The sequence below is a fragment of the Pseudoruminococcus sp. genome (assembly GCF_047012705.1).
Classification (GTDB): domain Bacteria; phylum Bacillota; class Clostridia; order Oscillospirales; family Acutalibacteraceae; genus Pseudoruminococcus.
This window is the reverse complement of sequence record NZ_JBKXNW010000003.1, coordinates 25,371-44,522: the sequence shown is the minus strand read 5'-3', so window position 1 is coordinate 44,522 and position 19,152 is coordinate 25,371. Positions and strand designations below refer to the sequence as shown.

The following is a 19,152-nucleotide window of genomic DNA, read 5'->3' as shown; positions in this document are numbered from 1 at the left end:
AAACACACTCAACCTATAAATTTAACAATATCAAGTGTAAATTTATTTAGGGTAAATCCGTTTTTTTCAATACCAACTTTGCTAAACCCAATTTTTCTCAATATTGTTTCACTTGCAGGATTTTCACAAACAACTTCTGCATTAAATTCAGCATTTGGAAATTTACCCCGTATATAATTTATAAAAGCTTCTACCGCCTCGCTTATATATCCCTTACCCCAATATTTTTTCATTAACTGATAATACAAACCAAAAACTGCCTTATTTTTATCAATGATAGGAGAACCAACTATTCCAATAGCCTTACCATCTAATAATATAATAAAGTTATTCACAACTTCATCATCTGTATAGTTGATAAACATTTCTATCTTTTCAGAACACTCATCAATAGATTTTAGCTGTGGCATATATGTATATTTTATTACCTCATAGTCGCTCCATAGCTCAAATAAATCTTTTGCGTATTTATTATCAAATCTAACTAATTCAAGCCTTTTGGTTTTTATCATATTTCCACCTCATCTTGTCTATATACTCAAAAATCTTAGGCTGAATTGTTGGGTAAGTCCAGCTTATTGGAGCTTTATCGGTTATAATAATTTTTTCAATCTCGTTGTGCAATTCCGTTTCAAAACTCCTGATATTCGCATAATACAGCATACCAAAGGTTTCCGCACCATTAAAATTATTCTTTTCAGTAACAGAATAAACTCCGACAGGCTCAATGTCAAAATCTATCGCACCAGTCTCCTCATAAAGTTCACGCTTTGCGGTATCATCTATGGCTTCATTTTCTTCACGATGCCCACCAGGGATTTCAAGGGTATCTCTTTGCTTATGCTTGCAGAAAATATATTTTCCGTCGTACATAGCAAAAATAACTGCAAATTTTAGTAAACTATCATCAACGCTGTCATAAAATTTAACCACTATTCTTACCCTCCTCGACAGTAAAAGTCATATTATCCTCTGCGAATTTAACTGATTTATTTAGCTTTGCAAAATATCTTTCAAGCTCATGCTTAGCGTCCTCATTTGGTTCATCAAGATTAAAATATTGACCCCCGCAGGCATCGTGAAAATGAACATAGACAGAAAGTTTTTCGTCCATATACTTTTTGAGTTTAAGGACTTCATCATAAGTAAAAGCCATAATTTTCCTCCTTATAATAAAATAGGGCTGATATAAAATCAACCCTAAAACAGCTAAAAGCTTGCATTTTTCAAAGAAACCGTTTATACTTCTCAAAACTCAAGCTGTCATCAAATTTCAATTATTTTAGAATACCAGACTTACGAAGTGCTTGGTCGAGGTCAGCAATAATATCTTCAGCGTCCTCAAGACCGACAGAGAAACGCATAAAACCGTTATGGAATTCTTCTGGATAGAGATACTGTCTTTCGTCATCTTCGCCGAGAAATACGATAAGGCTTCCCTCGTGTCCAAGAGAAACGGCAGAAACAATCATTTTAAGCTCGCTGATAAACTTGTTGATTGTATCATGGTCAGCCTTAAGTCCGAATGAGAATACACCACCGCAACCGTTTGGCATTTGCTTCTTTGCAAGCTCATAATACTTACTTCTCTTAAGTCCTGGATATGCAACAAAGCTTGTGCAAGGAAGTGATTCAAGGTATTCTGCAACAGCTTGAGCATTTTCGTTGTGCTTTTTCATTCTGAGTGGAAGTGTAACAGAACCACGCATAATAAGCCAAGCATTCATCGGGCTGATTGTAGCGCCGAGATTAACCTGAGATTGTGCTCTGATAATATCAAGGTATTCTTTCTTACCGATAATAGCACCGCCCATAGCATCGCCATGACCATTGATATACTTTGTAAGACTTTCAACAGTAAAGTCTGCACCAAGCTCGCAAGGACGCTGATTATAAGGCGAAGCAAAAGTATTATCGCAAGAAAGGAGAATATTATGCTCGTGTGCAAGGTCTGCAATAGCCTTAATATCAGTAACATTAAGGGTAGGGTTACCTGGAGTTTCGATATGAATAAGCTTTGTATTAGGACGAATAGCCGCCTTTACAGCTTCAATATCTGTTGTATCAACAATAGTAGTTTCAATATTAAACTTATTATTGAAAAGTTCATTCAAAAGGCGATATACAGCGATATATGTAACGCTTGAGAAAATAACATGGTCGCCGCTTTTTAGAAGTGCAAAGAAAAGGCCTGAAAGAGCCGCAACACCACTTGCAAGAACTACGCAATCCTCACCGCCTTCAAGAGAAGCAAGCTTTTCTTGGAGATAACCTTGGTTAGCACCGCCGTTTCTTGTGTAGATGTTTACATCTGCGTCACTCCAGTTAAGAGTTGTTGCGTCATAAGGGAGTACATAGCTGTTAGCCATTGTGATAGCGTGCTTAATAGCACCTGTGTTAGTATCGATACCATTGCCAGCGTGTACGGCACGGGTAGCGAAGCTTTGTTTTTCATTGGTATTGCTCATAGTTTTCATTTCCTCTCTGATTATAATTTTGCGGAGTGCCTCCGCAGTCAAGACACGGTGCGTGACCGCACAGGACAAGACGCAGAATCGCTCGACAAGTCTCGATAGTAGTAAGCATAAGCAGCTTGTTCACGCGGAGAAAGTAGCTACCGAGTGAGTGAATATATTTCGCCCCTACAATAGTTTACTAACTTATCTAAGACAGATAAAAGTTTTGCTCAAGCTTTTTCAAAAGCTTGCAGGGTCGAGGGACGGAGTCCCTCGTGGGTTTTAAGGGCAAAGCCCTTAACATTTCTTTGCCCCTAAATTGGCGGACAAAGTCCGCCAATTAACGCTTTTGGTAACTATTTTTCTAAAAAATAAACGCTGACCGTAACTTCTAAATTAATAATTTTTCAAAGCCATTATGTCAAGCATCATTTTCTGTACTTTTCTGCACCGAATTTATATACATCATTGCCAAAAGAATCAACAGCAACTACTGCCGGAAAATCCTCTATAACAAAGCGATATATAGCCTCTGTACCTAAATCTTCATAGGCAAGAACTTCACTGCTCTTAATACTTCTTGAAATAAGAGCCGCCGCACCGCCTATTGCTGCAAAATAAATACCCTTGTTTCTAACGATAGCGTCAATAACAGGCTGAGTTCTTGCACCCTTACCTATCATACCTTTCAAGCCTAAATCAAGCAAAATTGGCGAATATTTATCCATACGATAGCTTGATGTAGGGCCGGCCGGGCCTACTGCGTGACCAGGTTTTGCGGGTGCAGGACCTACATAGTAAATAACCTCACCTTTAATATCAACAGGAAGTTCCTTTCCTTCTTCAATAAGTTCATAAAGCCTTTTGTGAGCGGCATCACGACCTGTAATAAGACTGCCTGAGATAAGAACGCTATCTCCTGCATGAAGTTCTTTTATATCATCATCTGTAAGCGGAAGAGTTATCTTGATTTTTCCGTCATCTTTCTTTGTAATCATATAACCGCCTCCTTATGTCTTGCAGCGTGACAGCAGATATTAACTGCAACCGGCATACCCGCAATATGTGTAGGATATGTTTCAACATTAACGCCTATTGCCGTTGTATTTCCGCCAAGACCGGCCGGACCAAAACCCATTTTGTTGATTTCTTCTATGAGTTCGTCTTCAAGCTTTGCATAGCGCGGGTCTTCGTTTTTAGTATTTATCGGTCTGAGAGTAGCCTTTTTTGCAAGCTGCGCCGCTTTCTCAAATGTTCCACCGATTCCAACGCCGACAACAATCGGTGGACATGGGTTAGGTCCTGCATATTCAACTGCATCAAGTATAAATTGCTTTACACCATCAATTCCGGCAGACGGCGTAAGCATCTTAATCTGCGACATATTCTCACTGCCAAAGCCCTTACAACCTGCAAGAATTTTAATTTTATCGCCCTCAACAATATCCGTATAAATAATTGCAGGGGTATTATCTTTAGTATTAATTCTATCAAAAACCGGGTCGGCAACTACGGATTTTCTCAAATATCCGCCGACATATGCTCTACGGACGCCTTCTTCAATAGCTTCTTTAAAATTGCCGTCAATAACAACCCTCTCTCCATATTCAACAAAAAGTACAGCCATTCCTGTATCCTGACAAATAGGAATTTCTTCTTCAGCAGCAATTTTATTATTTTCTAAAAGCTGAGCAATAACAGCCTTTCCGACAGGCGATTCCTCATTTTTCTGTGCGTCACAAAGAGCCTCGCTTATATCATCTCCAATATTATAATTCAAGTCTTTAAAAAGCTTTTCTACTGTATTAGTAATAGTTTCCGCTTTAATAGTCCGTATCTCCATTTCTGAAGCTCCTATCATTTAATATTATCTCAATTTTAAAAACAGCCATATTTATATATTATACAGCATATTTCAACAAATTTCAATGCTAAGTGATTCAAAAAATCGTTGATTAGCCATATTTCTATTTACAAATTATGAACTTTCTGTGAATTTTTCCTTGACATAAACCGAGATTTATAATAGAATAAATATATATTTTTATAAGGAGGGGTGGATATGAATGAATCTAATTTTCAAATAATAAATTCAAATAATGAAATTCGCTGGTTTGACGGCTCACCGCTTTTCATTTGCTGTGCTAATTTATATAAAGAAAATGATTCTGATAAACTTTTTGCCAATGTAAAATTTATAAATATCCAACCCGAAATACTTACATCTATTAGAATAGACATTATATGCTATGGTATAATCAGAAATGAAATTTCACGAATTGAAAATTACACCTTTGAAAATCTCAATGCAAAAAGAAATGAGTGTTTCGGAGATGAAAATTTAATTCCCATAGAAAATTCTGAAACTATGGCGATTGATATTATTCTAAAAAGTGCTTCTGATTCTGACGGTGAAGAATGGATTAATGAAAGCTCTCAAGCTTTTAATATTCCAATTAAGCAAAATAGTATTTCCTCATATATGGGTAGATACTTCGGAAAATTTAGGGATTTATGGTCGGAAAAAGGGCTACCTGACGATAAACTTCTCTATGCACCACAAATAGGAACCAACTATTGGCTTTGCGTATGTGGTACATTCAACTGGCCGGTTGAGGAAACCTGTTGTGAATGCGGTGCTGAACTTGAATGGCTTCTTGAAAGTACCGATGTATCAACTATGAACCAAAATGAAAATTTTCTAAAACATCAAAGCAATGAAACAGAGTCTTTAACAACAAAAACTGAAAATATTTCCCCCAAAAAACAGAATAATTCACTTAACACTCAACCAAAGCCTTCAAAAACCTCAAAAAGAAAAAAGGTAAAGGCTAAAAGCAAAAAAAAGAAAATAACTGCATTCACAATAATACTTCTTATTATTGCAGTACTAACTTTCTGCACCTATTATTTTCTTATTCCTGCAAGCAATTATTATCATGCAACCGCACTTATAAGTGAAGGAAAATATGACCAAGCAATAGACGCTCTTTCAAAGCTAAATGGATATGGTGATAGCGAACAGGAAATTCTTCGTGCAAAATACCTCAAAGCAAAAACTCTTTTTAGCAACGAAAAATATTTATCGGCGGCTGAGATTTTTAGCCAAATAAATTACAGCGATTCTTCTGAGAAATACCTCGAATCTATGTATAAATACGGTGAATATCTTTATTCTCAAAAGGACTACATTTCCGCTCTTAAAACGCTCATAAATTTAGACGGTTATGAAAATTCAGAAAAACTGGCAAAAAAAGTTGAAGACTCTCTGATGAGTAAAGCGTCTGCACTTTATAATAAAAAGCATTATTCAGAAGCAAGCGAACTTTTTATGCAGATATATAATATAACTAAAAATGCTGATGCTCTTGAACAAGCAAATTCCGCAACACTAAGTCAGGCAAATTATCTATATGAAACCAATAAATATGTCGAGGCACTCAAGCTTTATGACTCTCTATCAGGTTATGACCATGTAGATTTAATTCTCAAAAAACTTGATGCTCTTAAAAAAATACTAAGCACATCAATTCATATTGGCGGAGGTTCGTCAGTCTGGGAAAATACAACTATGCAATGTACAAAATGCCATTCGCCTACCCTTGTATATAGGTTTGTTTTTAACGATGATGGAACATATTCATTATATCGTTACTGCACTACACATAGTAAGGAAAAAGATTACGAAACCTTCAAGGGTCAGTATAAAATTGAAAATGATATAATATATACACTCAAACACAATGCCGGCTCAACAGAATGGGTTGAGTTTGCCGCAATAGAAAATCTCGGTTTTAATGATAATGTTTCTAGTAAAAATGCCAGACTTGTTATAACAAATCCGTTCGATCAAAAACATACTTCTCTATCTCTTTATGGAAATATTGTTGGAGAAAATCCTTCTCCAATCTAAACAAACCTCCTATGTCAGATTATAATTTCTGATATAGGAGGTTTTTTAATATAAATTTGTGTAAGTTTAAAATTAAAAATTAGTTAATCGTATCAGTCAAGTTCTTTGCCAGTTCATAAGCTTGCTTTTCATATTCAGCAATATCCTTAATCCTATCTGTTTCTGCAACACAAATTTTTCCAAAAAGTTCAGTGTTCATAATTGTGAACATTCGTGAAAGCTGTTTTTCTATAATTTCAAAACCACTTTCATCATTACTTCCACAAGTAAGCAATAAAACAGCCTTTTTATGCTTTTTTATCGGCGGTTTAATACCGAGCGAAAATCTCTTTGAAAAATATCTCTGACTCCTATCCACCAAAGCTTTCAGCGGTGCTGGAACAGACAAATTATATACAGGACTCGCAAAAACCAAAGCCTCCGCCTCACTAAGAAGTGCATCATATTCATCTAAATCATTAAATATACAAACATCAGCTTTTTCACATTTTCCGCAATGTATGCAGGGCTTGGGCATAAGCTTATAGCAATCTAAAATTTTAATATCATACTTATTTTCCGCAACCATCAAAAAAGATTCAAGCAGTTTTTTAGTATAGCCGTTTTTTCTTGGAGAGGAAAAGAGAACAAGCATCAAAGGCTTGTTCTCCTGATTATTATTTATGAGTGCTGTTTTCACAATATTCGCAGACAAGCATATCACCATATTTCTTAAATCTCTTAGGCAAATATGTTTCCTGATGAGTTATACAATGCTCATTAGTGCAGATAACATCTTTATAAGGACTATCATTTTTATACTTTTTAAGTACCTTTTTTTCGCCATCAAGCATTGTCATAAAAAGTGCCATTCTTGCATACATTCCATAAACGGTTTGTTGGAAATATTTAGCCCTTTCGTCATCATCAACTTCATAATCTATCTCATCAACTCTTGGAAGTGGGTGAAGAATACGGAGGTCAGATTTTCCTAAATCCAGTTTTTCCTTATCAAGTATGAAAACACCCTTTTGGCGTTCATATTCCTCGTCATTTTCAAAGCGTTCCCTTTGTATTCTTGTCATATAAAGAACATCAAGTTCGCCCATAGCTTCTTTAAGGCTTGTGAGTTCAGTGTACTTACAACCAGCATTATTCATAATATCTTTAATATATTGTGGCACTGCAAGTTCAGGAGTAGATATAAGAACAAAACTGTTGCCTTTAAATCTACTCATAGTTTTTATAAGAGAATGAACTGTTCTACCATATTTAAGATCTCCACAAAGACCAATGCAGAGATTATCAAGTCTGCCTTTTTCGTTATATAATGTTACAACATCAGCAAGGGTTTGTGTTGGATGAAGATGACCGCCATCACCGGCATTTATAATAGGTGCAGGCGAATACATTGCAGCAGCTTCAGCAGAACCCTCAAGCGGGTGACGAATTGCAATAATATCCGCATATCCGCCTATAACTGTAAGAGTATCTTTAAGAGTTTCGCCCTTAGAAACAGATGAATTCATCGGATTATCAAAGCCTATAACATTACCGCCAAGACGCATCATAGCTGTTGAGAACGACATTCTGGTTCTCGTTGACGGTTCATAAAAAAGAGTTGCCAGTATTTTTCCCTGACAAGCATTTGCATATTCAGACGGATTAGCTTTAATCTTATTGGCAAGGTCGATTATATCAAGAATCTCCTTAACAGAGAGATCCTCAAGGTCAATAAGGTTTTTAGATAACATAAAAAATCATTCCTTCCCTATTTTCCCTATATTTTAACAGATTTCCTATAAAATATCAAGCATAGTCATCTCACAGATGAAAAATCATCAGATATCATCCAATATTTACATATAAAAATTCCAAATATTAAAATTTTCTAAAAAGTATACTTGCAATAAATTAATTTCTAAAAGCGTTACTCATTTAAAAATTTCCACAAACTAATTATAAATTAAAATAGACAATAACATATCAACATGTTAACATTCTAAAAAATGTATCGTTTTGTATTAAACTGCTTATAGCTAAAATTAATAAAATAATATTGAAAATTGAAGTTCTATTTGGTATAATAAATTAAATATCGTGTGGAGGCTGAAATTATGGAATCATGCTCACAGTTATATATTCATAAAATAATAGATTCTATTCTAAATAATTTAAAGCAGCGACATAATAACATAATTTTTGTTAAATATTATAATACTTTAAATCTTAGGGAATCTGAATTAAGAGAGGTTTTTGAATCTCAAGAAGAGGATATTGTTTTTTTATATCATGAATTTTCTTCAAAATATATGCATAGTGTATTCGAGCCTTTTCTTGATTGGATAATGGAACTTTATCAGAGATTTTATAGCGATATTACTGTTGATGAATTTCTCGAAAAAGCCGGCGTATATTTTCAGGCTCGTCCCGTTATAAAAAGCTATATTGAAACCGGAGTATGTCATCGAAATGAAAATATTATTTTCATAGAATACGAATATGAAGAAAAAAGATTTACAGAATCTATATATAATATTCTTGCCTATGTTTCTAAAAAGCATACTCTCTTCATGCTTCTTAACAAACTTCATTTTTCTGAACAATCTACTATAAAGCTTCTTATTGAGCTTATAAAACATGGCAAGGAAAATCTTGCTTTCCTTGCAAACTATAATGAAGTTTATAATGTTCCGGAATATATAAAAAAAGATTGGAATACTATGATTGACTATATTGATAGTCATAATATGATTGTTGATTGGAGTCTGCAAGACAGCCACACTTCAGAAAGCGAAAGAATAGAACTTTTTGACCCTATTCCCAAAGACTTGAATACATATGTCAGACTTATTAACAATATGGTTTCCTGTGCAATGATAAATCAGGCTAACTATTATCTCGAGCAAATTCATAATAAATTCGAGGTTGAAAAAATCACTATTCCACTGATGGATAAACTTTCCTATCTCAAGCTTTATAGCCTCGTCGCACTATGTCTTGATAACTCAAGAACTGCACTTATGCTTTGTGATAATATCAATAGTTCTATCAAAAAAACTACAAGTCTTGAGGAAAAATTCAGCTGTTCATATATTTCCGCATTATCTCAGTTTATATACGGTCAAAAGGATATTGCAAATAAGTATATTCAAAAATGTTTTGATATTGCAGAAGAAATTGATAATGATGAATACCATTTTAAAGCAAAGCTTCTTGATTATATTATTACTCTTAACTGTTGGAAAAATATTTATTCTTGGGACGTTAACCTCATTGTAGACGATAACTTTGCTAACGAGGCAATCAAGTATAAATATTATAATCATTTGGCATATATCTATCTTTTCGGAACTTGCAATGATATTATTTATTTTGCCAATGGAGAAAAAAGCATCGAAGAAGCCGAGTCGTTTAAACGAGGTATGGCTTTGGCTAAAATGCTTAATAATGAATCTTTGATGATAAAAGCTTGGCAAAAAAATGTTATGATGGCGTCTTCTTATGGCTACTTCTCATCTGTTGATTATTTTTATAAGAAAACTCTTGAAATTATTGAAGGGCAAAATAATAAATTCGAAGAAGCAAATACATATAACGGGCTTGGCTATAATCGTATAGTTAGTGAAAAATATGGCATTGCAAATGAATACTTTAATAAAGCATTGGCTATCCTTTATGAGCTTAATAATCCTGATATGGTTTGCGAAACTCTATATAATATGGCTACTAATGCCATTCTTGCACACGAATACTATTCAGCTATTACATATCTGACTATTGTTCTTGAATTTCTCGATGCACTTGATAAGCATAAGCTCAGAATTTGTAACCTTGGTAAGATTTACGGTTTCCTTGTTCTCTGCAACTGTTATCTTGGAATAGAATATAATGCAAATCTCTATTTCAGTAAGCTTGAAAGGTCAGTTTCTCATATGCTCAAAAAGCCTATCGAATCAAGCTTCTATCTTTGGGACGATGATATGTTTTTCTACTTCTTCACAGCAGGTCTAATTGCCAAAGATGAAGATATTGAAAAGGCACAGAAATGTTTTGACAGAGCAAAAATCCATCTTTTCCGCTCAACAGGAAATCTGTTTTTTGCATATTATCAATTTGCTATTGCACAAGCTGACCTCTATGAAATTCAGGAAAGACATGATGACGCTGTTAAGATATTAAATGAAGCGCTCGAATTTTGCGAAACACATAGTTATGAATTTAAAGCTGAAATTCTTCGAGCAAAGCTTGAGGGCAGACCGTTTCCACATCAAAAAATTGAACTCAAACTTGAAAGCGTCACACAAAAACAACTTGAATCTATGTCTAAGCGTTGCAAAATTGAACACGAGCTTAGTAATAAAAATAAGGGTATAAATTTTCTTATTTCGTGGCAAGACTTGCTCAATAAGGATTATTCTACTGATAAAGAGCTTGTTAATAATGCTATGAATAATATTCAGAATAGCTACAATATTGATTATGCTCTCTTTATAGAAATGAAAAATCATAGCCCTAAGGTTTCATATATGAGCAAAAGTCTTAATCTAACTAATAAGGATATAAAAGATATAACTAATTTCTTCTTAGATTATCGAAAAGAATTTATTACATCTCGTTTTGATAAAACTTTTGATGATTATGATATTATTCTTAATATCTTCGGAAAAATAGAAGTAGCATCATTGATATGTATACCTATGTATAATAATGAGGTTCTTCAAGGTGTAATGATTGCTACTGTAAAAGTTCACGAAAACTTATCATCTAATATATATTTCTTCGGAAGCACTGAACTTATTATATTTAAGTTTGCAGCTTTACAAATTATGGACGCCGTTGAACGACTTAATGCTAAGATAGAAATTAAAGCTATAAACGCAAAACTACAAAAAAGCTCGATTACAGACCTGCTTACAGGCTTGCTTAATCGTCAGGGATTTGCGAAAAAGCTTGAGGATTTCTCAGATTATTCAACAAAGCAAAACTTTGAGGAACAAGAGACAACTATTCTATATATTGACCTTGATAACTTCAAATACTGCAACGATACTTTCGGTCATGATATTGGTGATCTTATGCTAAAGAAACTTTCATCACTATTTACTGAAATAGTTGGTGACAAAGGCTATTGTGTCCGTTATGGTGGAGATGAGTTTATAATCGTTCTTCCCGATTCTTCAACTGAATATGGTGTAAAAATTTCAAAACAAATTTACGAGCAAATTGAAAAAAACGGATACTTTATAAATGATATTTCTAAAGCGTTAAAGAGACCTATAAAAATTGATACAAAACACAGAATTTCTTGCTCTATTGGTATCTCAACGACGCAAAAATACAATCAAGAATCAATTATGGAATGTCTGAAACACGCTGATTCAGCCCTTTATGATATAAAAAAGGGCACTAAACACGATTTTAAGGTTTGGCAAAAAATTTAAAAATAATCCCAAAAAGAAACAACTCGAATTATAACCTATTCAGGTAAATAATTCGAGTTGTTATTTTTACTAAAAGCTTATAAATTTAATGTTCCATCGCCTGCCATTTGTTTTGTCATTTCCTCTATCTTTTCAAGTGGAAATGGTGGAAGTGCAACCGGCTTCATTGCAATAGACATCAACTTCATAGGGTTATCATCTGCCGCTATACGATTTGAAGAAAGTTCTCCGCATATTCGGCAACGATGAATAATAGCCCATTCGCCATTCTTGCGTACCCATACTGCAATGGGTTCCATTATACCGCCACAATCAGCCTGACGGTCACCTGGTTCTATATCGAGATGTAGACTGCACAGGCAATTCGGACAATGATTGCGATGGTCACTACCTGCTCCCATTGGCACAACAAGTCTGCCACACATTTTGCAGGTAAAACTTTCATTGCATTTATGATTTTTATAATAAGCTTTTTCGTATTGTTTTCTTTTATTTTCTCTATTCACGAGATTATCCTCCTAAAAGTCATATATAAATAATAACTCTTTTGGGAGGCTTGGATTAAGATTGTTTTTTCACAAACCTCCCGGTTAGTGTACAATCTCCGATACCAAATATTTCTTCAAACAACTATCTCCTTTAAATTAAAAATTATTTTCTAAAACGGGCGAAAACAGTTCACCCTACTTTTAGCTTAGATTTATTTTTCAGGTAAACCTCTGTGAGATTTTCCTACAAAAAACATTACACTGGAATGTTTTTCTACCTTCCTGCTCTTTGAGAAAGATAAGGTGTTCCGCTCTATGCTGAGAGAGACCAAAGACTCTGCCTTTAGAAACTGTGAACCTTTGAAAAGTTTATTAGCTAATCGGTAGTTTCTTCAGTCGCGGCAGCAATCTTATCTAACCAACTACGAGCAAGGCAATGCCGAGTGATTCTGCGTCTTGACATCAGAGGTACTCCGCCCTGCGCAAAACTTTTAAGCGTCTAACATAAGATTTATAAATTAAAAAATTAATCTACTAAATCTGGGTTGAAGCTTTCTTTCCATGGAAGCCCCCATTTGTTGAGTGCGTCCATAAATGGGTCTGGATCAAACTCCTCTATGTTATATACGCCCGGCTTTTTCCACTTGCCTGTGAGAATCATAGACGCGCCTATCATTGCAGGAACGCCTGTTGTATAAGAAATAGCCTGTGAGCCTACTTCCTTATAGCATTCCTCATGGTCACAAACATTATAAAGATAATATGTTTTATCCTTACCGTCCTTCTTACCCTGGAAGATACAGCCTATATTTGTCTTACCCTTTGTGCGTGGTCCTAAAGATGCAGGGTCAGGAAGAACAGCCTTTAAGAACTGAAGCGGAACAATTTGCTTGCCCTCAAATTCAATAGGTTCAATAGAAGTCATTCCAACATCTTCAAGGCACTTGAGGTGCGTCAGGTAACTCTGTCCAAAGGTCATAAAGAAACGAATACGCTTAATGCCTTTGATATTAAGTGCCAGCGACTCTAATTCCTCATGGTGAAGAAGATACATATCCTTTTCGCCTATCTCTGGGAAATTATAAACTCTCTTAATTTCCATAGGCTCTGTTTCTACCCATTTGCCATCTTCAATGTAGCTTCCCTTTGCGGAAACTTCACGAATATTGATTTCAGGGTTAAAGTTTGTTGCAAACGGATAGCCGTGGTCGCCTGCATTGCAATCGAGAATATCAATATAATTGATTTCATCAAACTGATGTTTCTGTGCATAAGCTGAGAAAACACCTGTTACGCCTGGGTCAAAGCCACTGCCTAAGAGAGCAGTAATTCCTGCCTCCTTGAATTTCTCACGATATGCCCACTGCCACTTATACTCGAATTTTGCCGTATCGAGTGGTTCATAGTTGGCTGTATCAACATAGTCTGTCTTTGTTTCAAGGCAAGCATCCATAATTGTTAAATCCTGATATGGCAAAGCAACATTTATGACAATATCAGGCTTTTCTTTATTGATAAGAGCAACAAGCTCTGCAACATTATCTGCATTAACCTGAGCAGTTGTAATTTTTGTCTTTCCGCCGTCAAGCTTTTCCTTGAGTGCATCGCACTTGGACTTTGTACGGCTTGCGATACAAATTTCCTCGAAAACTTCTGAATTTTGGCAGCACTTATGAACTACTACGCTCGCAACACCACCTGCACCAATTATCAATGCCTTTGACATTTTGATTACCCCCAATTATACTAAAATATACTTTTATTTTTCACAAGATAGTTTACCATCTTGAACCTTATATATCATATTTTTACTGCTATCCCAAAAACTAAAATATACTTTTCCACCATTTTTTAATTCATTTCTAAATTCTTTTGTATTTGGAAAGCAAAACTTCAAAAATTTTGATAATGAATTCATTGGAACATCTTCAAATTTCAAGAGATTGCTACATAACCATCTTTTATTACTATAAACAACCATAACTACATATTCTGATGATAAAACTTTCTTGGTTATATCAACTAAATATTGAAAACTATCATCGTCATAATAAATATGCATATGATATTCTAAAAAGAAAAATATTATTTCATTTTCATCAAAATGTATAATAATATTTTTATCTTCATAATTTATGATTTCTATCTCTAAACAATCATCTTCTATGCTTTCTTTAATATTATATTCACTAAATTTTTCTATAAATTTAGTTTTAAATATTTGAGATTGTTCCATTATTTTAACTCTTAGTCAAGCTGTTCTAATACATAATTTGGCAAGGCAAAACTACCCTTATGAAGTTCTGTATTATAATATTTTGTCTTTAAGTCAAGCTTATTCCACGCATCTGCATCAAGGTCTTTTATCGGGTCAAACTTCTTTGAGGCAAAACCAAAAAGCCAATGACCTGACGGATAGGTTGGAATATGTGCCTGATATACCCTTACTATCGGGAAAAAGTCCGCTATCTTCTTATGAGCAAGACGCATAGCCCTTGCGTAAACTGAATAATATGGGCTTTCGTGTTGGTTTACAAGAATACCGCTCTCGTTGAGAGCCTTATAGCAATTACCGTAAAATTCCTGTGTGAAAAGTCCCTCGCCAGGGCCTACCGGGTCAGTGGAATCTACTATAATTAAATCATACTGATTTTCACAGCTACGGACATATCTCAAACCATCATCAATATGTATAGTAACCTTTTTGTCGAGGAGCTTGCTTGAAACATCTGGTAAATATTCAAGGCAGGCATCAACAACCATTTTATCTATCTCGACAAGGTCTATATGCTCTATACTATCATACTTTGTAAGTTCAGCAGTTACTCCGCCATCGCCTGCTCCGATAACAAGAACATTCTTAATATTCGGATTAACAGAAAGCGGAACATGCGTTATCATTTCGTGATATATAAATTCGTCCTTTTCAGTCAGCATAATTCTATCATCAAGGATAAGAATTTTACCAAACTCGGGAGTAGAAAAAATTTCTATTCTCTGATAGTCTGATTCTGCCGCATAAATCTGCTTATCACAGCGAATCGAAAAGCGGACATTCTTTGTCTGCTCTTCAGTATACCAAAGCTCCAAAAAATCAACTCCTTAAAAAATATCTGCAAATAAATTATACCACACTTATTTGAAATTTAAATATTATATGAGTAAATTTTATAAAAATACTATCCAATCAGAAAATATTTAAGAACTTGTATTCCAAGAAGAATAAGGCAAGATATTAACATACCTACTTCATAAGCAATCTGTTTTATCTTGTATATTTTCTCGGTAACATCTGCAATCGCCCTGCCATTGCTTGTTCTGCGTTCAAGGCTATATTCCTTATCACCTATTTCGGCAAAATCAAATATTAAAAAATCCTCGTCCATAACATATATTGTAACCGAATTCAGGCTTAAAGCTTTTTCATATGACGCACACATAGGATAATTAGATGTAAGAGTTATTTCTTTTTGAGTTTCAGAATCAAAAAATTTTACAACAGGATAATATGTATATATTGTTTGTATCTCGGATTCCATAAGTGGCTTGCCGAGCTTTTCATCTATTATCTTTGCTCTGAACTTTTTGCCATCAGCCTTAAATCTATTTATCTTTCTTTTAAATTTAATCATAGTCGAAAGCTTCAGAATAAAATATGCAATAATTGGTCCATTGAAAATAATGACTAATACTAAGATAGTTAATTTTGCTACATAATCAAGTTCGCCCTTTAAGCCCATAACAAGACTTGCAAAGAATAAACCTATATTCAGCATAAACATTACAATAAACATCAATATATCGCCTATATTTATTCTTTGGTCTTTATAACAAAATCTTTGTTCCATAATATTTGCCTCCAATTATTTCAGAACATTCAGCTTTTCTGTGTTCATATCCTCTGTGCCGAGAAGTGTTGCACCCTTTTTCTTGGCATAGAGAATATAATCGAGCGAATCCTTTGTTACAAGCTCACCCGGAGCAAGAATAGGTATTCCAGGCGGATAACACATAACAAATTCCGCACAAACTTTGCCGACAGTTTCTTCTATGGGAAGCTGTACTTTTTCATTATAGAATGCGTCCTGTGGAGAACATACTACTATTGGCTTTATATATTCGTGGTCGAGCAAGCCAGCACTTGTCTTGGAATAAAGACGCTTAATCTCTGAAAGTGCTGCAACAAGCCTTTCGACTTCTAAAATTCTGTCACCAACAGAAATTATAGCAAGAATATTGCCAATATCGCCAAATTCTATTTGAATTTCATACTTATCACGAAGTAAATCATAGACTTCTATTCCCGCTAAACCAATATCTCTTGTATGTATAGAAAGCTTTGTCGGGTCAAAGTCGAAAACTGTATCTCCATTAATAAGTTCACGGGAAAACGCATAATATCCGCCTAGTTTATTTACTTCACTTCTGCCGTAATTTGCAAGCATTGTTACATTCTCGAAAATCTTTTTGCCGTTAAGAGCAAGATTTCTGCGTGAAATATCGAGAGATGAAGTCAAAAGATATGAACCGCTTGTTGTCTGGGTAAGGTTTATAATTTGGCGGACATAACCGACATTCATACCTTCACCAAGCAACAATATTGAGCTTTGTGTGAGCGAACCGCCTGTTTTGTGCATACTTACAGCAGACATATCCGCTCCGACACGCATAGCCGCAAGAGGCATATAGTCGCCAAAATAGAAATGTGTTCCATGTGCTTCATCAACGAGAACCTTCATACCGGCTTTATGGGCAATCTTAACAATTTCACGAAGATTGGAACATACACCGTAATAGGTTGGATTATTTACTATGACAGCCTTTGCGTCAGGATTTTCGTCAATAGCTCGCTGTACATCTTCAACAGCCATTCCAAGCGGTATGCCAAGGCGGGTATTAAGCCCTGGGTCAACATATACGGGAACAGCTCCGCAGATGATAAGGGCATTTATAGAGCTTCTATGAACATTTCTCGGCATAATAATCTTTTCGCCACGCTTACAGACACTCATAACCATAGCCTGTACTGCACTTGATGTTCCGTTCACCATAAAAAATGCGTGAGCCGCACCAAATGCCTCTGCTGCAAGCTCTTGTGCCTCTTTGATAACGCTTACGGGGTGGCAAAGATTATCAAGCGGCTTCATAGAATTGACATCTACGCTCATACACTGCTTACCGAGGAAATTCGTCAGCTCACTATTGCCTTTTCCCTGTTTATGACCTGGGACATCGAATGAAACTATTCTGTTTTCTTTATATTCTAAAAGTGCTTCATAAAGTGGAGCGTCATTTTGTGAAAGACTCATTTCTGCTTACCTCAATCATAAACATTTGTACCGCTGAAAATCTCTATCATTTCCTTGCGGAGATTACTTGAGATTTCAAGGCGTTCTTTCGGCGGAAGCTCGTAAACATCAGTTTTGAATAGATAATTTTGAAGCTCAATCTCTTTAATGAGCATCTGAGTATGAAAAATATTCGACTGATAAACATTAACATCAATAGCGTCATATCTGCGGAGAGTTTCCTCTCGGATATAATCTTGAATTGAGGTCATTTTATGGTCAAGAAACAACTTTTTGCCGCTTTGGTCACGAGTAAAGCCACGAACTCTATAATCTATCGTGATAATATCAGAATCAAAGCTATCAATAAGGAAATCGAGTGTATTAAGCGGGGAAATTGTTCCGCAAGTTGATACATCAATATCGACTCGGAATGTTGCAATAGCATTATCCGGGTGATATTCCGGATAAGTATGAACTGTAACATGGCTTTTATCGAGATGTGCTGCAATTTCTTCACGCCATCTGCCACAGTTGCAGGATTCATCTATCGTTTCAGGATAACCTTTTTCAGAAATAAGCAAGGTTACACTCGCTCCTTGTGGGTCATAATCTTGCTTAGAGATATTAAGCACACTCGCTCCTATCATATCTGTAACATCGCAAAGAATATTTGTTAAACGCTCAGAATTATACTGCTCGTCTATATACTTTATATAGTCTATTTGCTCACGCTGAGATTTAGCATAACAAACATCATAGATATTGAAGCTAAGAGTTTTTGTGAGGTTGTTAAAGCCATATAGCTTAAGCCTTTTTTCCAACCCTAACATCACGACCTTTCAGGCAAAATACATCAATTTACTATATCACAAAATATAAAGGAAAGCAATAATATTTGGTAAGAATTTAAGTGTTTCTTATTTACTGATATTGAATACAAATAAAAATTAGGGTATAATTTGAGAAATGATTTTATTAAGCTGCAATGATATAAAAAGAGGTATATTAAAATGGCTGGTTATATAACCTATTTTCCAAAAGAACAAATCAAGACTTTAGAAAAAGATAAGGACTATAGATCTATTAAAGTAATTTTCGGGAGCATACATACAAAAATGCCATCAATACAATCTGTAAAAATCGGGGATATTATATACCCTGTTACTATTATGAACGGAAATTTATATGCTATTGCACGCTTACCTGTTGAGAATATTGAAATAGCTTATGATTATCTTGTGCGTGAACTCGGCAATTCTTGCGGAGCATTAGTACCAGACGGTATTGATTGGAAAACTTATTACTATACTCCCCTACTTCCACACAAAAAACATCAGGAACCTTTTAACTGCTGTGCGAAATTGGCAGCGACAAGCACAAGCGGTTCTACCATAGAATCTCGTCAAATTCCAAACGAATTACTTGAGGAATTGCGTTTTGGTCCAAGCAAAAGTAAAGAAAAAGGGTTACGCTTTGATAAAAACGGGAAACCATCTATATTGTCTGTAAGCTCTGTTGTTAGAAAAATGAGTGAAGAAACTCAGAAAATTTTTGAGGCGTTGTTTGTGTAAATTGAAAGGA

The 19,152-nt window shown here is 35.0% G+C and carries 18 protein-coding genes; 3 read left to right on the top strand and 15 right to left on the bottom strand.

What is annotated here, in order from left to right:
* Positions 1-8: 8 nt before the first annotated feature.
* From ACLU24_RS03650 to ACLU24_RS03625, 6 genes are all read right to left on the bottom strand, one after another.
* Positions 9-512: a GNAT family N-acetyltransferase gene (locus ACLU24_RS03650; RefSeq protein ID WP_412610399.1), complete on the bottom strand. Its 504-nt coding sequence runs from the start codon at positions 510-512 to the stop codon at positions 9-11.
* A complete protein-coding gene (locus tag ACLU24_RS03645; RefSeq protein WP_412610398.1) occupies positions 490-933 on the bottom strand; it encodes an NUDIX hydrolase in 444 nt (147 codons plus the stop codon). Before ACLU24_RS03645 ends, ACLU24_RS03650 begins: the two co-directional genes overlap by 23 nt.
* Positions 926-1,156, bottom strand: a complete 231-nt coding sequence (locus tag ACLU24_RS03640) for an RDAC family protein (RefSeq protein WP_412610397.1) — start codon at positions 1,154-1,156, stop codon at positions 926-928. Before ACLU24_RS03640 ends, ACLU24_RS03645 begins: the two co-directional genes overlap by 8 nt.
* Before the next feature lie 121 nt (positions 1,157-1,277).
* The gene (locus ACLU24_RS03635) at positions 1,278-2,468 is read right to left on the bottom strand and encodes a trans-sulfuration enzyme family protein (RefSeq protein ID WP_412610395.1); all 1,191 of its coding nucleotides are present in this window, start codon (positions 2,466-2,468) and stop codon (positions 1,278-1,280) included.
* A gap of 416 nt (positions 2,469-2,884) precedes the next feature.
* Positions 2,885-3,454 carry a Fe-S-containing hydro-lyase gene (locus ACLU24_RS03630; RefSeq protein ID WP_412610394.1) on the bottom strand — a complete coding sequence of 190 codons (570 nt, stop codon included), beginning with the start codon at positions 3,452-3,454 and terminating at the stop codon, positions 2,885-2,887.
* Entirely contained in the window at positions 3,451-4,293 is an 843-nt protein-coding gene (locus tag ACLU24_RS03625) for a fumarate hydratase (protein ID WP_412610680.1), read from the bottom strand. Before ACLU24_RS03625 ends, ACLU24_RS03630 begins: the two co-directional genes overlap by 4 nt.
* 225 nt (positions 4,294-4,518) lie before the next feature.
* On the opposite strand from ACLU24_RS03625, the gene ACLU24_RS03620 reads away from it, so the two are divergent.
* Positions 4,519-6,369: a hypothetical protein gene (locus tag ACLU24_RS03620; RefSeq protein ID WP_412610393.1), complete on the top strand. Its 1,851-nt coding sequence runs from the start codon at positions 4,519-4,521 to the stop codon at positions 6,367-6,369.
* 79 nt (positions 6,370-6,448) lie between these two features.
* Here ACLU24_RS03620 and ACLU24_RS03615 read toward each other — a convergent pair whose 3' ends face one another.
* A complete protein-coding gene (locus ACLU24_RS03615; RefSeq protein ID WP_412610679.1) occupies positions 6,449-7,003 on the bottom strand; it encodes a flavodoxin family protein in 555 nt (184 codons plus the stop codon).
* Between the two features lie 22 nt (positions 7,004-7,025).
* Positions 7,026-8,102: an aspartate carbamoyltransferase gene (gene pyrB, locus ACLU24_RS03610; RefSeq protein WP_412610392.1), complete on the bottom strand. Its 1,077-nt coding sequence runs from the start codon at positions 8,100-8,102 to the stop codon at positions 7,026-7,028.
* A gap of 363 nt (positions 8,103-8,465) precedes the next feature.
* Between pyrB and ACLU24_RS03605 the strand changes: the two genes are divergently transcribed.
* Positions 8,466-11,792 (top strand): GGDEF domain-containing protein, encoded by a 3,327-nt coding sequence (locus tag ACLU24_RS03605; RefSeq protein WP_412610390.1) that lies wholly within the window; start codon positions 8,466-8,468, stop codon positions 11,790-11,792.
* Positions 11,793-11,869: 77 nt separating this feature from the next.
* Here the strand turns inward: ACLU24_RS03605 and ACLU24_RS03600 are convergent, their stop codons facing one another.
* The 7 genes from ACLU24_RS03600 to speD form a co-directional block, all read right to left on the bottom strand.
* Complete coding sequence (locus tag ACLU24_RS03600) at positions 11,870-12,298, bottom strand: RNHCP domain-containing protein (RefSeq protein WP_412610388.1); 429 nt, start codon at positions 12,296-12,298, stop codon at positions 11,870-11,872.
* A gap of 508 nt (positions 12,299-12,806) precedes the next feature.
* Entirely contained in the window at positions 12,807-14,006 is a 1,200-nt protein-coding gene (locus ACLU24_RS03595) for a saccharopine dehydrogenase family protein (protein ID WP_412610387.1), read from the bottom strand.
* 33 nt (positions 14,007-14,039) lie between these two features.
* Complete coding sequence (locus tag ACLU24_RS03590) at positions 14,040-14,516, bottom strand: hypothetical protein (protein WP_412610385.1); 477 nt, start codon at positions 14,514-14,516, stop codon at positions 14,040-14,042.
* Positions 14,517-14,527: 11 nt separating this feature from the next.
* Complete coding sequence (gene speE, locus ACLU24_RS03585) at positions 14,528-15,370, bottom strand: polyamine aminopropyltransferase (protein WP_412610384.1); 843 nt, start codon at positions 15,368-15,370, stop codon at positions 14,528-14,530.
* An 89-nt stretch (positions 15,371-15,459) separates the two neighbouring features.
* Positions 15,460-16,128: a hypothetical protein gene (locus ACLU24_RS03580; RefSeq protein WP_412610383.1), complete on the bottom strand. Its 669-nt coding sequence runs from the start codon at positions 16,126-16,128 to the stop codon at positions 15,460-15,462.
* Positions 16,129-16,143: 15 nt separating this feature from the next.
* Entirely contained in the window at positions 16,144-17,589 is a 1,446-nt protein-coding gene (locus ACLU24_RS03575; RefSeq protein WP_412610382.1) for an aminotransferase class I/II-fold pyridoxal phosphate-dependent enzyme, read from the bottom strand.
* Positions 17,590-17,600: 11 nt separating this feature from the next.
* Entirely contained in the window at positions 17,601-18,404 is an 804-nt protein-coding gene (speD, locus tag ACLU24_RS03570; RefSeq protein WP_412610381.1) for an adenosylmethionine decarboxylase, read from the bottom strand.
* A gap of 177 nt (positions 18,405-18,581) precedes the next feature.
* On the opposite strand from speD, the gene ACLU24_RS03565 reads away from it, so the two are divergent.
* Positions 18,582-19,142, top strand: a complete 561-nt coding sequence (locus ACLU24_RS03565) for a hypothetical protein (protein ID WP_412610380.1) — start codon at positions 18,582-18,584, stop codon at positions 19,140-19,142.
* Positions 19,143-19,152: the final 10 nt, after the last annotated feature.

Excerpts from the sequence above, each read along its gene's own strand:
- ACLU24_RS03615 (WP_412610679.1), bottom strand. The coding sequence starts at position 7,003 with ATGCTTGTTCTCTTTTCCTCTCCAAGAAAAAACGGCTATACTAAAAAA.
- ACLU24_RS03575 (WP_412610382.1), bottom strand. The coding sequence starts at position 17,589 with ATGAGTCTTTCACAAAATGACGCTCCACTTTATGAAGCACTTTTAGAA.
- ACLU24_RS03605 (WP_412610390.1), top strand. The coding sequence starts at position 8,466 with ATGGAATCATGCTCACAGTTATATATTCATAAAATAATAGATTCTATT.
- pyrB (WP_412610392.1), bottom strand. The coding sequence starts at position 8,102 with ATGTTATCTAAAAACCTTATTGACCTTGAGGATCTCTCTGTTAAGGAG.
- ACLU24_RS03635 (WP_412610395.1), bottom strand. The coding sequence starts at position 2,468 with ATGAGCAATACCAATGAAAAACAAAGCTTCGCTACCCGTGCCGTACAC.
- ACLU24_RS03620 (WP_412610393.1), top strand. The coding sequence starts at position 4,519 with ATGAATGAATCTAATTTTCAAATAATAAATTCAAATAATGAAATTCGC.
- ACLU24_RS03565 (WP_412610380.1), top strand. The coding sequence starts at position 18,582 with ATGGCTGGTTATATAACCTATTTTCCAAAAGAACAAATCAAGACTTTA.
- ACLU24_RS03630 (WP_412610394.1), bottom strand. The coding sequence starts at position 3,454 with ATGATTACAAAGAAAGATGACGGAAAAATCAAGATAACTCTTCCGCTT.
- ACLU24_RS03650 (WP_412610399.1), bottom strand. The coding sequence starts at position 512 with ATGATAAAAACCAAAAGGCTTGAATTAGTTAGATTTGATAATAAATAC.
- ACLU24_RS03580 (WP_412610383.1), bottom strand. The coding sequence starts at position 16,128 with ATGGAACAAAGATTTTGTTATAAAGACCAAAGAATAAATATAGGCGAT.
- ACLU24_RS03595 (WP_412610387.1), bottom strand. The coding sequence starts at position 14,006 with ATGTCAAAGGCATTGATAATTGGTGCAGGTGGTGTTGCGAGCGTAGTA.
- ACLU24_RS03640 (WP_412610397.1), bottom strand. The coding sequence starts at position 1,156 with ATGGCTTTTACTTATGATGAAGTCCTTAAACTCAAAAAGTATATGGAC.
- ACLU24_RS03590 (WP_412610385.1), bottom strand. The coding sequence starts at position 14,516 with ATGGAACAATCTCAAATATTTAAAACTAAATTTATAGAAAAATTTAGT.